The following is a 15,388-nucleotide window of genomic DNA, read 5'->3' as shown; positions in this document are numbered from 1 at the left end:
TTGCGTGGACAAGCGGGTGAGATAGCGACAAACCTGACAAGACACCAGAAGCCCCCGGCACCGAAAGGTCCCGGGGGCTTTTTTTTGCGGCAAAGAAAAAGGGAAAAACGACCATGAACGGCGCACAGCACATTCTTGAAGCGTTCCACCGCCACTCCATCAACACCGTATTCGGGTATCCCGGCGGCTGCATCATGCCGCTATACGACGCGCTCGTGGACGATGTGGGTGTGGAACACGTGCTGTGCCGCCACGAACAGGCCTGCGCCCTGGCCGCCGACGGCTACGCCCGTGCCAGTGGCAAGCTGGGCGTCTGCATTGCCACCTCCGGCCCCGGCGCCACCAACCTGATTACCGGCGTCGCCAACGCCCACCGGGACTCCATCCCCATGCTGGTCATCACCGGCCAGGTCCCGGCCGGACTGATCGGAACCGATGCCTTCCAGGAAACCGATGTCCTGGGCATGAGCCTCGGCATCGTCAAACACAGTTACCTGATCGACAACGCCGACGAGATTCCGGCCATCCTCGAGGAAGCCATCGAACTGGCCCAGAGTGGCCGACCCGGACCGGTGTGGATCGACATTCCAAAGGACATCCTGCTGACCGACGTCAAAGCGGACACGCCCCCGTCGCCCGGACATCAGACGCCCGGGGCGGTCGACATCAGCGAGGCAATGGACATGCTCCGGTCGGCGCGAAAACCGCTGCTGTACAGTGGCGGTGGCGTTTCCCTCGCCCATGCCGAAGACGCCTTCCGCGAGTTTGCACGGACCTCCGGCCTGCCTGCCGTCGCCACCCTGAAGGGGCTTGGCAATGCCGGCAAACACAACCCCACCGACATGGGCATGCTCGGCATGCATGGCTCACGGGCCGCCAACCGGGCAGTGGATGAATGCGACCTGCTGCTGGTGATCGGCGCCCGCCTCGACGATCGGGCCACAGGAAGACTGGACGGTTTCGCGCCCAACGCCCGGATGATCCACGTGGACGCCGACGCCGCCGAAATCAACAAACTCCGCCCTGCCGACATCGCCCTGCGGGGTGACCTGAACTCGATCCTGGCCGCGTTCACCGCCGAACTGGCGGACGCCCCACTGGACATCAGTAACTGGCAGACCCAGTGCCGGACCTGGCATACCACCAGCGGCTTCCACGCCGCCGATAACGAAGAGCCGCTGTCACCGATCACCGGCCCGGCCTTCATCCGCCAGTTATCCGGCATTGCACCGGACGACACCGTCATTGCCTGCGACGTCGGCCAGCACCAGATGTGGGTCGCCCAGTACTACCGGTTCGACAGCCCCCGTCACCACCTCACCAGCGGCGGCCTCGGCACCATGGGCTTCGGCCTGCCCGCCGCCATCGGCGCCCAGTTCACCGACCGCAGCGCCACCGTCATCAACGTCACCGGCGACGGCTCGTTCATGATGAATGCCCAGGAACTGGCCACCATCCGCCGCTACAACCTGCCGATCAAACTGATCGTCCTGGACAACCAGTGCCTGGGCATGGTCCGCCAGCAGCAGGAGCTGTTCTACGACAACCGGGAAAGCCAGATCAACCTGGACGACAACCCCGACTTCGTCGCCATGGCCCGGGCCTTCGACATCCCGGCCCTGCGCATCGAACGCACCGACCAGATCCGCCGGGGCATCGAAACCATCCTCGCCTACAATGGCCCGATGTTGCTGCACGTCGCCATCGCCCGTGAAGAAAACGTCTGGCCCATCGTCAAACCCGGCGCCAGCAACCGCGACATGATCGACGAACCGAGACGCACCACCGCCAAGAAGGAGCAAGTTGCATGAAGCCTCAATCCCCCTCATCAATGCCAAGCTATACCCTGAACTGCCGCATGGCCCACGAGGCCGCAGCACTGGAGCGGCTGTGCCAGGTGGTGCGCATTCGCGGCTTCCGGATCGCCCGGATGAGCATGGAAAGCGTCGATGGAGAGCTGGACATCGCCCTCACCCTGGAAGGCGCCCGCCCCATCGGGATGTTGCAGTCACAGTTGGAGAAACTGCATACCGTGGCGGAGGTTGTTCTTGACGGCGGGGTGCTTCAGTCGCGAAGTGCGTAATCGTTTCTGGCTTGGCTCCTAGCCTGCGGGGATTGGGGGCTGGTCCCGGGGCAGTAGGGCATTCTTCTTGGAAAAAGAACTCGCTTCGCTCAGACATCTTTTTCTGGCGAACAATGCCCTACTGCCCCGTGCCCGTCATCATCTGGCAGTTATATCTCCGGAATGACCAGATTCTTTTCCTGGCCTATCTGAACCTGTTCTGTCGGTCAGGGGGTGGGGGTACCTTTTCTGGCAAGGAAAAGATGCCTGAGCGCAGCGAGTTCTTTTCCAGAAGAAAAGGTACCCCCACCCCCTGACCCGCCCCCAAACCGGCAGGCTAGGTCAGAACTCTGAGACCACGGTCAAAGCAGCTCGATAGCCACCGCGGTTCCTTCGCCACCACCGATGCACAGCGATGCAACACCACGCTTCAGGCCGCGTTGCTTCAGGGCATTGATCAGGGTCACGATGATGCGGGAGCCGGAGGAGCCGATCGGGTGACCGAGGGCGCAGGCGCCGCCGTAGACGTTGACCTTGTCTGCCGGCAGGTTCAGGGCGTTCATCGCCGCGAGGGTGACCACCGCGAATGCTTCGTTGATCTCGAACAGATCGACGTCATCCACCGACCAGTTGGCCTTCTTCAGCACCTTCTCGATGGCACCGATGGGCGCCAGGGTGAACTCGGACGGCAAGCGTGCGTGAGTGGCGTGGGCCAGGATACGCGCCTCGGGTTTCAGGCCACGGGCCTCTGCCTCGCCGGCGGTTGTCAGTACCAGGGCTGAACCACCGTCGCTGATGGAACTGGCGTTGGCGGCGGTCACCGAACCGTCCTTCGCGAAGGCGGGCTTCAGCTGGGGGATTTTCTCGGGCCGGGCTTTGCCGGGTTGTTCGTCCGTATCCACCACGGTATCGCCGCCACGACCGGCGACGGTCACCGGCGCGATTTCAGCCTCGAACCAGCCTTTTGAAATCGCCTCGTTGGCACGCTCCAGCGAACGGATGGCGAAATCGTCCATCTGTTCGCGGGTGATGCTTTCCTTGTCGGCGGTGCGCTGGGCGAACACGCCCATCAGGCCGCCTTCGTAGGCATCTTCCAGACCATCCAGGAACATGCTGTCCAGCACCTGGCCGTGGCCCATGCGCATGCCGGCGCGAGCCTTCGGCAGAAGGTACGGCGCCTGGCTCATGTTTTCCATGCCGCCGGCAATCATGATGCTGTTGGTACCGGCCTTGATCTGGTCGTGGGCCATGATCACCGCCTGCATGCCGGAGCCACACATCTTGTTGACGGTGGTACAACCCGAGCTGTCTGGAATACCCGAGGCCCGGGAAGCCTGCCGCGCGGGCGCCTGGCCCAGGCCGGCGGGCAGTACGCAGCCCATGATCACTTCCTGGATGTCGGCAGGCTGCAGTCCGGAACGCTCAATCGCAGCCTTGATGGAGACAGCGCCCAGTTCCGGAGAGCGAACACTGCTGAGTGCACCCATCATGCCGCCCATCGGGGTACGGGCCGAACCCGCAATCACTACGTCGTTGTTACTCATAACCAACCTCGTTCAATTCGTTACGCCCGGCCCAGGACCGAGCGGGCAATGATTTCTTTCATGACTTCGGACGTGCCGCCATAGATGCGCTGAACACGGGCGTCGATAAAGTTCCGGGAGATCGGGTACTCGGTGGTGTAACCATAACCACCGAACAGCTGAAGACAGCCATCCGCAACCCGGCACTGCATTTCCGTGGCGCTGTACTTGGCCATGGACGCGGTCGGCGCATCGAGCTTGCCTTCTTCGTATTCCCGGATGCACTGATCGACAAAGGCCTTGTTTACCCGGTAATCGGTTTCCATGCGGGCGATTTCGAAACGGGTATTCTGGAGCTGTGACAGCTTCTGGCCGAACAGTTCCCGTTCCTGCGTGTAGGTGACGGTCATGTCCAGGGAGCCCCGCGCGGCGGCCACACCCAGCGCGCCGATCACCAGGCGTTCCCGGGGCAGTTCGCGCATCAGGTACACGAAACCCTGACCTTCCTCACCGAGCAATGCAGAAGCCGGAATGCGCATGTCCGAGAAGAACAGCTCGGAGGTGTCCCCCGAATGCTGTCCGATCTTGTCCAGGTTCCGACCCCGGCTGAATCCGGGCAGTGAGGTATCCACCAGGAACAGGCTGATGCCCCTGGCCCCGGCGCTCGGATCGGTTTTCGCGGCCACGATCACCATGTCGGCGTGCTGGCCATTGGTGATGAAGGTTTTTGATCCGTTCAGGATGTACTCGTCGCCATCTTTCACCGCACTGGTGCGGATGGCCTGCAGATCACTGCCGGCACCCGGTTCGGTCATGGCGATGGCACCGACGGCCTCGCCGGAAACCATCTTCGGCAGCCACTGCTGTTTCTGCTCGTCGTTGCCGATGTGGCTCAGGTACGGCGCCACAATGTCCGAGTGCACCATCACGTTGGTGGAAAGCGCGCCGAATCCCAGGCGGGCCAGCTCTTCGCCGACGACGACCGAATACTGGAACGGAGCGCCACAACCGCCGAAATCTTCCGGCACGTCCACACACAACATGCCCGCGTTACCCAGCGTGTTCCAGAGCTCACGGGGCACGATGCCGGATTTCTCCCAGGCTTCGTAGCTTGGCGCCACTTCGGTTTCCAGGGCCTTGATGACAGAGTCCCGGAACAGGCCCAGTTCTTCTTGATCGACAGGGTTGGTCATTATGCTCACCTGCTGTTGAATGCGTTATTTCGGCGCCATACGCAGGGCGCAGTCGAGGCGGATCACCTCACCGTTGAGGATCGGATTGCGCACCATCTGATCCACCATCATGCCGAACTCCTCCGGCTTGCCGAGGCGTTTCGGGAACGGCAGCGTGGCCGCCAGGCTGTCCTGAACTTCCTGGGGCATACCCGCCATCATGGGCGTCATGAAGATGCCCGGCGCGATGGTATTTACCCGGATGCCTTCGCGGGCCAGTTCACGGGCCGACTGCAACGTCAGGGACACCACACCGCCTTTGGAAGCGCTGTAGGCAGCCTGTCCGATCTGGCCCTCGTACGCAGCTACGGACGCGGTATTGATGATCACGCCCCGTTCGCCGTCGGCGTTTGGCTCACGTGTTGCCATGTCCGCCGCCGCCAGGCGAAGGATGTTGAAGGTACCAATCAGGTTCACCTCGATGACCTTGCTGAACTTTTCCAGCGGCATCACGCCCTCACGGCCGAGGATCTTGGACGCCGGCGCAATACCTGCGCAGCTCACCGCAATGCCACAGGGACCGTGCGCTTCGCGGGCGGCGGTGACGGCGGCTTCGGCGCTGTCCGGTGAGCTGACATCGCAGTACAGGAAGATCCCGCCTATATCGGCTGCCACCTTTTCACCCTGCTCTTTCTGGACATCCAGGATGGCGACCTTGCAGCCAGCGGCAGCCAGCGCTCTTGCGGCGCCCTCACCCAGTCCGGATGCTCCACCTGTGACAATCGCTGGTACGTTATTGAAATCCATCGTTTTCTCCCATAAGGAACGGCGCAGGGCCCGATTCGCATGCAGGCCCACCTTTACGTTAACGTCAACTTTATCGAATTAGGAGACAAAAAGGAAACGGCATTGTCCGCCTCACTCGTCTACATTCAGATAGACATCAGGGCACCGTGCAACCCGGAACGCTGCCCCCTGATAACAACAATCAACCGAGGTCGCTCATGCAAGACGCCAGTATTGCCAATGCCACAGAAACCACAACGGACATCCAGCGGGCCCTCCGCAACACCATCGGCGACGCCCTGGCCCGGTCTGCCGCCGATCACCAGGACCGGATCGCATTAACGTTCAGGGATCGCCAGTGGACCTTCTCTGACATGAACACCGCCAGCAACCGCCTGGCCCATCGCCTGCTCGATCTCGGCCTGCAACCGGGCGATCGGGTAGCCGCCTACGGCAAGAACTCCGACGCCTACCTGCTGCTCTGGCTGGCCTGCACCAAGGCCGGCCTGATCCACGTGCCGGTCAACTACGCACTGGTGGAGAACGAACTCGCCTACATTCTCAACCAGTCCGGCGCCCGGGCCCTGTTCTGCGATCCGGACCTCGAAGCCCAGGCCCAAGCGGTCAGGGACCGGGCCACCCCCGATATCACGGGCCGGCTTCACGGCAGCGATGAGGGGAACGACATCCTGAACATGGCAAGCGGTGACGGTGAAGACACCGCACCGGAACTGGAACTTCGGGATACGGATGTCGTCCAGATCCTCTATACCTCCGGCACCACTTCCGACCCCAAGGGTGCGATGCATACCCACCGATCCCTGCTCGCCGAGTACGGTGCCTGCCAGTACCACCTGGACATCCGCCCCACCGACCGCTCCCTGGCAGCACTGCCGCTCTATCACTCGGCGCAGATGCACGTGTTTACCATGCCCATGCTTCTGACCGGGGGCTACAGCCGGCTCATTGATACGCCAACCCCGGACACCATCCTCGACCTGCTTGCCCGGGAACAGCTCAACGCCTTCTTTGCGCCACCCACCGTCTGGATTGGCCTGCTCCGGCACCATACCTTCGACAGCGGTCAGCTCCAGCACATGGAAAAGCTCTACTACGGCGCCTCCATCATGCCCACACAGGTGGCAAAGGAACTGGGGGAACGGCTGCCCGGCGCCGGCCTTTACAACTGCTACGGACAGAGCGAAATCGCCCCGCTCGCCACCGTGCTTCGCCCGGAAGAACACGCTGACCGACCCGCCTCCGCCGGTCGCCCGATCCAGACCGTGATGACCCGTGTGGTGGACCCGGTAACCGGCAACGACTGTGGCCCCGGCGAACATGGCGAACTGGTCCACCGGTCGCCGCAACTGATGGTGGGTTACTGGGACAAGCCCGAAGCCACTGCCGAAGCCTTCAAAAATGGCTGGTTCCACTCGGGGGATCTGGGTTACCGCGATGCCGAGGGCTACTTCTACATCGTGGACCGCATCAAGGACGTGGTGAACACCGGCGGCGTGCTGGTCGCCAGTCGCGACGTCGAGGAAGTGCTGTACCAGCACGAATCCGTGGCCGAAGTGGCCGTCATCGGCGTGCCGGACGACAAATGGATCGAAGCCATCTGTGCCGTGGTTGTGGTTCGCGAGGGGCAACCGCAAGACGCCGACAGCCTGCTGGCCCACGCCCGCGCCAACCTGGCCAGCTTCAAGATTCCCAAACAGGTCCGGTTTGTCGATGAGCTGCCGAAGAACACCGCCGGCAAACTTCTCAAGCGAAAACTGAGGGAAACCTTCTCGTGATATAGATGATCCAGATCATCCGGTGATGCCTGCAGATCCGTCGACGAAATCTGTCTGCAGGCACACCACGTCGAAAGGCCCAACCTGAAAACCAGCCCTCACACAGGCCCCGCCCCTCACTGGTACAATCCCCGCACCATTTTTGAATTTCATCGGCGAGCCGCTTTCCGGTTGTCGAAAATCATCGATTCGTCCCGGAAAACTACTTTACGTTTACGTAAACTTTATCTAACCTTAGTCGAAAAAGGAAAACCGCCATGTCCGAGAAACGATCGTTCAGCATCAGCGAACTCTCACAGGAGTTCGATGTGACAACCCGAAGCATCCGGTTCTACGAGGACCAGGGCCTGCTCAAGCCGACACGGCGCGGCCAGACCCGCATCTTCAGTACCAAGGACCGGGTTCGTCTCAAGCTGATCCTCCGGGGCAAGCGCATGGGCTTCTCCCTGGCGGAAACCAAAGAACTGTTCGATCTCTGGGACGAAACCCTGACCGGCAACGAAAAGCAGCTTCTGAAGATGCTGGAAATACTCGAAGCCCGACGGGAACAACTGGAACAACAGAAGAACGACATCGCCCAGGCGGAAATGGAAATGGACACCGCCGAAGCCCGATGCCGCGAAGCACTGGCCGACCTGCAGGAGAAAAAAGAAGCGCAGGCCGTCGCCAACCCGGACAGAGAAGAAGCCGTTACCTCGCGGTGACGGTGACCCAATACCACGCTTGCAAACGACTAAGGTAGGCAACCATGAAATCACAATACTCAGAGCTCAATTTCGGTCTCGGCGAAACCCTCGACATGCTGCGCGAGCAGGTGAACGGATTTGCCGCGTCTGAAATCGCGCCCCGTGCCGAGGAAATCGACCGCAACAACGAATTCCCCATGGACCTGTGGCGGAAAATGGGCGACATGGGCCTGCTGGGTATTACCGTGAAGGAAGAATACGGCGGGTCTGACATGGGTTACGTTGCCCACGTCATCGCGATGGAAGAAATCAGCCGCGCCTCCGCCTCCGTCGGCCTCTCCTACGGTGCCCACTCCAACCTGTGTGTGAACCAGATTCACCGCAACGGCACCGAAGAACAGAAGCAGAAATACCTGCCCAAGCTGGTCAGCGGCGAACACATCGGTGCCCTCGCCATGTCCGAGCCCAACGCCGGTTCCGACGTCATCTCCATGAAACTGCACGCCCGCGACGAAGGCGACCACTACGTTCTAAACGGCAACAAGATGTGGATCACCAACGGACCGGACGCGCACACCTACGTGATCTACGCCAAGACCGACCCCAAGGGCGGCTCCAAAGGCGTCACCGCCTTCATCGTCGAGCGCGACTACCCGGGCTTCAGCCGTCACCAGAAGCTGGACAAACTGGGCATGCGCGGCTCCAACACCTGTGAACTGGTCTTCCAGGACTGCAAAGTGCCCAAGGAAAACATCCTGGGTGAGCTGGGCGGCGGTGCCCGCGTCCTGATGAGCGGCCTCGATTACGAACGCCTCGTCCTTTCCGGCGGCCCGCTGGGCATCATGCAGGCCGCAATGGACGTCGTCGTCCCCTACATCCGCGAGCGTAAACAGTTCGGCCAGGCCATCGGCGAGTTCGAACTGGTCCAGGGCAAAGTCGCTGACATGTACACCTGGATGAACACCGCGAAGTCCTACGTCTACATGGTGGCCCAGTCCGCCGACCGCGGCGAAACCACCCGCAAGGACGCTGCCGGCGCCATCCTCTACTCTGCCGAAATGGCCACCAAACTGGCCCTGGACGCCATCCAGCTGCTCGGCGGTAACGGCTACATCAACGAATACCCGACAGGCCGCCTGCTGCGGGATGCCAAGCTGTACGAAATCGGTGCCGGCACGTCCGAAATCCGCCGCATGCTGATCGGTCGCGAGCTGTTCCTAAACAAGTAATTTGCTGAAGAACACCGCTCCTGAGCGGATGCCAGCACCCAATGTATGACGAGGGTCTGGTGGCGGGGCGGTCCGGGAATGTGGAAGGCCAAGGACGGCCTGAAACAAGCGCACATGGATGTGCTCGTAGCGGTTCCCGGACCGCCCCGCCGCCAGGCCCGATGCCCCCGAATGCATGGAAGTCAGACTTATGACCATACTCCAAAGCAAAATCAACCCGCGATCTGACGAGTTCCAGGTCAACAAAGAGGCCATGGCGGCAGCCGTCGCGGACCTCCGAGAAAAAGTCACCAAGATCCAGCAAGGCGGCGGCCCCTCCTACCAGGAACGCCACATCGCCCGCGGCAAACTCCTGCCGAGAGAGCGCATCAACCGCCTCCTGGACGACGGCTCCCCCTTCCTCGAAATCGGCCAGTTCGCCGCCTACAACGTCTACGATGAAGAAGTCCCCGCTGCGGGCGTCGTGGCCGGCGTGGGCCGCGTCTCCGGCACCGAGTGCATGATCATCGCCAACGATGCCACGGTGAAAGGCGGCAGCTACTACCCGCTGACCGTCAAAAAACACCTGCGGGCCCAGGAAATCGCCCTGGAAAACCGCCTGCCCTGCATCTACCTGGTGGACTCCGGCGGCGCCAACCTGCCCCGCCAGGACGAAGTTTTCCCGGATCGTGACCACTTCGGCCGCATCTTCTACAACCAGGCCCGCATGTCCGCCGACGACATTCCCCAGATCGCCGTGGTCATGGGCCTGTGTACCGCCGGTGGCGCCTACGTACCCGCCATGGCGGACGAATCCATCATCGTACGCAACCAGGGCACCATCTTCCTGGCCGGGCCGCCGCTGGTAAAAGCGGCCACCGGTGAAGTGGTCAGCGCCGAAGACCTCGGCGGTGCCGACGTGCACTGCAAGATCTCCGGTGTCGCCGACCACTATGCCGAGAACGACGCCCACGCCCTGGAAATTGCCCGCCGCTGCGTCTCCAACCTGAACCGCCGTAAGCCGGTTCCGGTGGAAGTCCAGAAGCCAAAAGCGCCCCTGTACGATCCGGAAGAAATCTACGGCATCGTCGGCACCGACCTGCGCAAACAGTTCGACGTGCGCGACGTGATCGCCCGCATCGTCGACGGCTCCGAATTCGACGAATTCAAACGCTACTACGGCCAGACCCTGGTCACCGGCTTTGCTCACATCCATGGGTACCCGGTGGGCATCATCGCCAACAACGGCATCCTGTTCAGCGAGTCCGCCCAGAAAGGCGCGCACTTCATCGAACTGTGCTGCCAGCGGAACATACCGCTGCTGTTCCTGCAGAACATCACCGGCTTCATGGTGGGCCAGAAGTACGAATCCGAGGGCATCGCCAAGCACGGCGCCAAGATGGTCATGGCCGTCGCCTGTGCCGAAGTGCCCAAGATCACCGTGCTCATCGGCGGCAGCTACGGCGCCGGCAACTACGGCATGTGCGGCCGCGCCTACAGCCCCGACTTCCTGTGGATGTGGCCCAACGCCCGCATCTCCGTCATGGGCGGCGAACAGGCCGCCGGCGTAATGGCGCAGGTGCGTCGTGAAGGCCTGGAGCGCAAGGGCGAAACCTGGAGCGAGGAGGACGAAGCGGCGTTCAAGAAGCCGATCGCCGACAAGTACGAGCACCAGGGCCATCCCTACTACGCCAGCGCCCGCCTCTGGGACGACGGCGTGATCGACCCGGCCCAGACCCGGGAAGTGGTCGCCCTGAGCCTGTCAGCCACATTGAACCGGCCGGCGAAGCCCACGCGCTTCGGCGTGTTCCGCATGTAACCGAGGATCAAGACCATGTCAGAACAGGAATCTGCGGTTCTGCTCCGGCGCCGCGATGGCGGCGTGACCGAGGTTGTGCTGAACCGCCCCGACAAACGCAACGCCTTTGACGATGTGATCATCCAGCAGCTGATCGATGCGCTGACGGAAGTGGACACAGACAACGACACCCGAGTGGTGATCCTGCGTTCCGAAGGCAAACACTTCTCCGCCGGTGCCGACCTGGGCTGGATGCGTCGCATGGCCGACAACACCCACCAGGAAAACCTGGACGACTCCCGGGAACTGGCGCGGCTGATGAATGTGCTCAACCACCTGTCCAAGCCGGTCATCGGCCTGCTGCAGGGAGCCGCCTTCGGTGGCGCCGTGGGCCTGGCGGCCTGTTGTGACATCGTACTGGCCACCGAGAAATCCAGTTTCTGCCTCAGCGAAGTCAAGCTGGGCCTCATTCCCGCGGTCATCGGCCCGTACGTGGTGCGGGCCATCGGTGAGCGCCAGGCCCGCCGGTACTTCCTCTCGGCCGAGATTTTCAGCGCCCGGGAAGCACAGGAGTATGGCCTGGTCCACATCGTCTGCGACGACCTCGAAGCCATGGAACAGCGGTGCAACGACATGCTGCGCCAGCTGGCCAACAACGGCCCCGAAGCCATGCAGGCCGCCAAGGATCTCGTGTTCGCGGTCAGCCACAAGGCCATCAGTGACGACGTAATTGAAGACACCGCCCAGCGCATCGCAGCCATCCGGGTGGGCGACGAAGGCCAGGAAGGGCTCAGCGCCTTCCTCAACAAGCGCAAGGCCAACTGGGTACCGGAGGAAGACTAATGTTCAGTAAAATCCTGATTGCCAACCGGGGCGAAATCGCCTGCCGGGTTATCCAGACGGCCCATCGCATGGGCATCCGCTGCGTCGCGGTCTATTCCGACGCCGACGCCAACGCCCGGCACGTGGCCATGGCCGACGAGGCCTTCCACATCGGGCCGGCACCCAGCTCCGAGAGTTACCTGCGGGGCGAAAAGATCATCGAAATCGCCAAGAAGAGCGGCGCCCAGGCGGTCCACCCGGGCTACGGTTTCCTCTCCGAGAACACCGACTTCGCCGAAGCCTGCGAAGCCAACGACATCGCCTTCATTGGCCCGCCCTCCTCCGCCATCGCGGCCATGGGCTCCAAGTCCGCCGCCAAGGCGATCATGGAAGAAGCCGGTGTGCCGCTGGTGCCGGGTTACCACGGCAAGGACCAGTCCCCGGATCTGCTGCGGGCCGAAGCCGAGAAATGCGGCTTCCCGCTGCTGCTGAAAGCCGTCGCCGGCGGAGGCGGCAAGGGCATGCGGGTGGTCGAGAACATGGACGAATTTGACGACGCCCTCGCGGCCGCCCAGCGGGAAGCGAAGAACGCGTTCGGCAACCCGGACATGCTCATCGAGCGTTACCTGACCCAGCCGCGCCACGTGGAAATCCAGGTCTTCTGCGACAAGGACGGCAATGGCATCTACCTGGCAGAGCGGGATTGCTCCGTGCAGCGCCGTCACCAGAAAGTGCTGGAAGAAGCCCCCGCGCCGGGTCTGTCCGAGGACACCCGCAAAGCCATGGGTGAAGCCGCCGTGCGTGCCGCCCAGGCCATCAACTACGTGGGCGCCGGCACCGTCGAGTTCCTGTATGACGTGGACGGCTCCTTCTTTTTCATGGAGATGAACACCCGCCTGCAGGTGGAACATCCGGTCACGGAAATGGTCACCGGCCAGGATCTGGTGGAGTGGCAGCTGAAAGTGGCCTGGGGCGAGCCCCTGCCGCTGACCCAGGAGCAGGTGAAAACCCGCGGTCACGCCGTCGAGGCGCGCATCTACGCCGAGGACCCGGATCAGGACTTCCTGCCGGCCACCGGTAACCTGCGCTACCTGAGCACCCCGGACGAATCCGCCCACGTGCGGGTGGACACTGGCGTCACCGAAGGCGACGACATCAGCATCCACTACGACCCCATGATCGCCAAACTGATCGTGTGGGACGAAACCCGCGACCAGGCCGTCAACCGCATGGTCCAGGCCCTGGAGCACTATCGCATTGCCGGCCTGAAGACCAACATCCGGTTCCTGCACGCGGCGGTTGACAGCCAGCCGTTCCGGGAAGCGGAACTGACCACCAACTTCATCGCCACTCACGAGGAGTTGCTGTTCCCGAAATCCCGGCTCGACATCGACAAGGCCCTGGTACTGGCCGCCGGCTTCGTACTGGAGCAGCGCAAGTCCGTCGAACCGGTCACCGCCGATCCCTGGTCGCCGTTCGGCCGCAAGAACAGCTGGCGTATGAATTCCGAATACGCCCAGCCGCTGAAGCTGCAGGTGGGCGAAGACATCCACGAACTGAAGATCCTGGAGCGGGACGACCGGTACCAGGTATTCGTGGGCGGCAGCGTCTACTACCTCAACGCCAAACTCAATGAGGACTACCTGCAGGCGGTCATCAATGGCCACCGCATCAGCGTGCACGGGAACCTGCACGGCGAAGAACTGGTCCTGTTCTACGAGGGCGACACCTTCAAGTGCATCGTCTATCGCGAAACCTACGGTTTCGAGGAACTGGCCGGCGAAGGCAGCCTCGAAGCCCCGATGAATGGTGCGATTGTGGCGGTGCAGGCCAAGGTGGGCGACAAGGTCACCGCCGGCCAGACCCTGGTGATCATGGAAGCGATGAAGATGGAGCACGCCATCAAGGCCCCGGCCGACGGCGTGGTCAGCGAGATCTTCTTCGCCGAAGGTGACCAGGTCTCCGAAGGCGCCGAGCTCATCGCCATCGACACCGAGGAGTCAGAGTAATGGCCTTTCCGAAACAGGTACGCCTGGTGGAAATGAGCCCCCGGGACGGACTCCAGAACGAGCCCGGCCCGGTCATCGCCACCGCCATCAAGACCGGTCTCATTGACCGGCTTGCCAACGCTGGTCTGAACCACATCGAAGCCGCCAGCTTCGTCTCGCCCAAGTGGGTCCCGCAGATGGGCGATGCCGCCGACGTAATGGCCGGCATCACCCGCAAGGCCGGTGTTCGCTACTCCGCCCTCACCCCCAACCTCAAGGGCTTTGAAAACGCCCTCGCGGCGAAGGTGGACGAAGTGGCGGTGTTCGGTGCGGCGTCCGAGTCGTTCACCAAGAAGAACATCAACTGCACCATTGCAGAGAGCCTGGAGCGCTTCGCCCCGGTGGTGGAAGAAGCCCGCAAGCACAACATCCCCGTGCGCGGCTACGTCTCCACGGTACTGGGCTGCCCCTACGAAGGCGACATCGATCCCGAACAGGTCGCCACCGTGGCCAAAGCCCTGTACGACATGGGCTGCTACGAAATCTCCCTGGGTGACACCATCGGCGTCGGCACCCCGCTGAAAGCCAAGCGGATGCTGGAAGCGGTCGCCAAACACATTCCCATGGAACGTCTGGCCGCCCACTTCCACGACACCTACGGCCAGGCCCTGGCGAATCTTTACGCTGTGGTGGAAGAAGGCGTGGCCGTGATCGACGCCTCCGTCGCCGGACTGGGCGGTTGCCCCTACGCGAAAGGCGCCTCCGGCAACGTTGCCACAGAGGACGTGCTATACCTGCTTAATGGCCTGGGTATCGAGACCGGTGTCGACCTCGACAAGCTCGTCGCAACCGGTGACTGGATTTGCGGACAACTGAACCGCCACAACGGCTCCAAAGTGGGCCAGGCTCTTGGAGGCCAATGCCAATGAACCATAACAAAAACGTCGTCGCCCTGGACCTGCCGATCCCCGAGATCAGCGATCTTCCGGAAGACACCCGCAAGTACTTCGAAATCTGCCAGGAAAAACTCGGCATGATCCCGAACGTACTGACTGCCTACAGCCAGAACCTCAAACAGCTTGACGGCTTCACCCGCCTCTACAACGAGCTCATGCTCGGCGAAGGTGAACTCTCCAAGCTGGAGAGGGAAATGATCGCCGTGGTGGTCTCCTCCGAGAACAAGTGCTTCTACTGCCTGGTGGCCCACGGCGCCGCCGTGCGGGTACTGAGCGGCGACCCGGCGCTGGGCGAGCACATGGTGATGAACTACCGCACCGCCAACCTGGACAAACGCCAGCGGGCGATGCTGGATTTCGCATCCCACCTCACCCGTTCACCGGCGACCGTCACCGAACAGGACATTCAGGCCCTCCGCGATGCAGGCCTGAGCGATCGCGCCATCTGGGACGTGAGCAACCTGGTCGGTTTCTACAACATGTCCAATCGCGTGGCCATCGCCAGCGATATGCAACCCAACCCCGAGTATCACAGCCAGAGTCGCTAGCAAGCCGCAGACTTGCCAGCCCTCGACTACAACAACAACGGAG

Annotated in this window: 13 protein-coding genes; 10 read left to right on the top strand and 3 right to left on the bottom strand. The window is 62.3% G+C overall.

The annotated features are described in order from the left end of the window. The first annotated feature begins 113 nt into the window (after positions 1–113). Positions 114–1,811: an acetolactate synthase 2 catalytic subunit gene (gene ilvG, locus MSNKSG1_RS02245; protein ID WP_008937612.1), complete on the top strand. Its 1,698-nt coding sequence runs from the start codon at positions 114–116 to the stop codon at positions 1,809–1,811. After that, positions 1,808–2,083 carry an ACT domain-containing protein gene (locus MSNKSG1_RS02240; protein ID WP_008937611.1) on the top strand — a complete coding sequence of 92 codons (276 nt, stop codon included), beginning with the start codon at positions 1,808–1,810 and terminating at the stop codon, positions 2,081–2,083. Before ilvG ends, MSNKSG1_RS02240 begins: the two co-directional genes overlap by 4 nt. Before the next feature lie 341 nt (positions 2,084–2,424). Here the strand turns inward: MSNKSG1_RS02240 and MSNKSG1_RS02230 are convergent, their stop codons facing one another. From MSNKSG1_RS02230 to MSNKSG1_RS02220, 3 genes are read right to left on the bottom strand one after another with little or no spacing between them, the layout of a single operon-like run. Further along, entirely contained in the window at positions 2,425–3,606 is a 1,182-nt protein-coding gene (locus MSNKSG1_RS02230; protein ID WP_008937609.1) for a thiolase family protein, read from the bottom strand. Between the two features lie 20 nt (positions 3,607–3,626). Beyond that, on the bottom strand, positions 3,627–4,778 hold the full coding sequence (locus MSNKSG1_RS02225) for an acyl-CoA dehydrogenase family protein (protein ID WP_008937608.1): 1,152 nt from the start codon (positions 4,776–4,778) through the stop codon (positions 3,627–3,629). A gap of 24 nt (positions 4,779–4,802) precedes the next feature. Further along, a complete protein-coding gene (locus MSNKSG1_RS02220; protein WP_008937607.1) occupies positions 4,803–5,564 on the bottom strand; it encodes an SDR family NAD(P)-dependent oxidoreductase in 762 nt (253 codons plus the stop codon). 197 nt (positions 5,565–5,761) lie between these two features. On the opposite strand from MSNKSG1_RS02220, the gene MSNKSG1_RS02215 reads away from it, so the two are divergent. The 8 genes from MSNKSG1_RS02215 (at position 5,762) to MSNKSG1_RS02180 (ending at position 15,345) form a co-directional block, all read left to right on the top strand. Then, positions 5,762–7,339 (top strand): fatty acyl-CoA synthetase, encoded by a 1,578-nt coding sequence (locus MSNKSG1_RS02215; RefSeq protein ID WP_008937606.1) that lies wholly within the window; start codon positions 5,762–5,764, stop codon positions 7,337–7,339. A 257-nt stretch (positions 7,340–7,596) separates the two neighbouring features. Further along, on the top strand, positions 7,597–8,043 hold the full coding sequence (locus MSNKSG1_RS02210) for a MerR family transcriptional regulator (RefSeq protein WP_008937605.1): 447 nt from the start codon (positions 7,597–7,599) through the stop codon (positions 8,041–8,043). A gap of 44 nt (positions 8,044–8,087) precedes the next feature. Further along, complete coding sequence (locus tag MSNKSG1_RS02205; protein WP_008937604.1) at positions 8,088–9,254, top strand: isovaleryl-CoA dehydrogenase; 1,167 nt, start codon at positions 8,088–8,090, stop codon at positions 9,252–9,254. A 190-nt stretch (positions 9,255–9,444) separates the two neighbouring features. After that, on the top strand, positions 9,445–11,052 hold the full coding sequence (locus MSNKSG1_RS02200) for a carboxyl transferase domain-containing protein (RefSeq protein WP_008937603.1): 1,608 nt from the start codon (positions 9,445–9,447) through the stop codon (positions 11,050–11,052). A gap of 15 nt (positions 11,053–11,067) precedes the next feature. Continuing rightward, positions 11,068–11,874, top strand: coding sequence for an enoyl-CoA hydratase-related protein (locus tag MSNKSG1_RS02195; protein WP_008937602.1), 807 nt, complete (start codon positions 11,068–11,070; stop codon positions 11,872–11,874). Further along, a complete protein-coding gene (locus MSNKSG1_RS02190; protein ID WP_008937601.1) occupies positions 11,874–13,862 on the top strand; it encodes an acetyl/propionyl/methylcrotonyl-CoA carboxylase subunit alpha in 1,989 nt (662 codons plus the stop codon). Before MSNKSG1_RS02195 ends, MSNKSG1_RS02190 begins: the two co-directional genes overlap by 1 nt. Continuing rightward, on the top strand, positions 13,862–14,770 hold the full coding sequence (locus MSNKSG1_RS02185) for a hydroxymethylglutaryl-CoA lyase (protein ID WP_008937600.1): 909 nt from the start codon (positions 13,862–13,864) through the stop codon (positions 14,768–14,770). The genes MSNKSG1_RS02190 and MSNKSG1_RS02185 overlap by 1 nt, the downstream gene beginning before the upstream one ends. Further along, the gene (locus tag MSNKSG1_RS02180) at positions 14,767–15,345 is read left to right on the top strand and encodes a peroxidase-related enzyme (RefSeq protein WP_008937599.1); all 579 of its coding nucleotides are present in this window, start codon (positions 14,767–14,769) and stop codon (positions 15,343–15,345) included. Before MSNKSG1_RS02185 ends, MSNKSG1_RS02180 begins: the two co-directional genes overlap by 4 nt. Positions 15,346–15,388 lie beyond the last annotated feature (43 nt).

This window comes from Marinobacter santoriniensis NKSG1 (assembly GCF_000347775.1).
Taxonomy (GTDB): domain Bacteria; phylum Pseudomonadota; class Gammaproteobacteria; order Pseudomonadales; family Oleiphilaceae; genus Marinobacter; species Marinobacter santoriniensis.
This window is presented reverse-complemented; position numbering and strand designations above follow the sequence as displayed.

What these genes read in the sequence shown, in the direction of transcription:
- MSNKSG1_RS02240 (WP_008937611.1), top strand. Translation starts at nt 1,808, where the DNA reads ATGAAGCCTCAATCCCCCTCATCAATGCCAAGCTATACCCTGAACTGC.
- MSNKSG1_RS02200 (WP_008937603.1), top strand. Translation starts at nt 9,445, where the DNA reads ATGACCATACTCCAAAGCAAAATCAACCCGCGATCTGACGAGTTCCAG.
- MSNKSG1_RS02225 (WP_008937608.1), bottom strand. Translation starts at nt 4,778, where the DNA reads ATGACCAACCCTGTCGATCAAGAAGAACTGGGCCTGTTCCGGGACTCT.
- MSNKSG1_RS02195 (WP_008937602.1), top strand. Translation starts at nt 11,068, where the DNA reads ATGTCAGAACAGGAATCTGCGGTTCTGCTCCGGCGCCGCGATGGCGGC.
- MSNKSG1_RS02205 (WP_008937604.1), top strand. Translation starts at nt 8,088, where the DNA reads ATGAAATCACAATACTCAGAGCTCAATTTCGGTCTCGGCGAAACCCTC.
- MSNKSG1_RS02215 (WP_008937606.1), top strand. Translation starts at nt 5,762, where the DNA reads ATGCAAGACGCCAGTATTGCCAATGCCACAGAAACCACAACGGACATC.
- MSNKSG1_RS02230 (WP_008937609.1), bottom strand. Translation starts at nt 3,606, where the DNA reads ATGAGTAACAACGACGTAGTGATTGCGGGTTCGGCCCGTACCCCGATG.
- ilvG (WP_008937612.1), top strand. Translation starts at nt 114, where the DNA reads ATGAACGGCGCACAGCACATTCTTGAAGCGTTCCACCGCCACTCCATC.
- MSNKSG1_RS02220 (WP_008937607.1), bottom strand. Translation starts at nt 5,564, where the DNA reads ATGGATTTCAATAACGTACCAGCGATTGTCACAGGTGGAGCATCCGGA.
- MSNKSG1_RS02190 (WP_008937601.1), top strand. Translation starts at nt 11,874, where the DNA reads ATGTTCAGTAAAATCCTGATTGCCAACCGGGGCGAAATCGCCTGCCGG.
- MSNKSG1_RS02180 (WP_008937599.1), top strand. Translation starts at nt 14,767, where the DNA reads ATGAACCATAACAAAAACGTCGTCGCCCTGGACCTGCCGATCCCCGAG.
- MSNKSG1_RS02185 (WP_008937600.1), top strand. Translation starts at nt 13,862, where the DNA reads ATGGCCTTTCCGAAACAGGTACGCCTGGTGGAAATGAGCCCCCGGGAC.
- MSNKSG1_RS02210 (WP_008937605.1), top strand. Translation starts at nt 7,597, where the DNA reads ATGTCCGAGAAACGATCGTTCAGCATCAGCGAACTCTCACAGGAGTTC.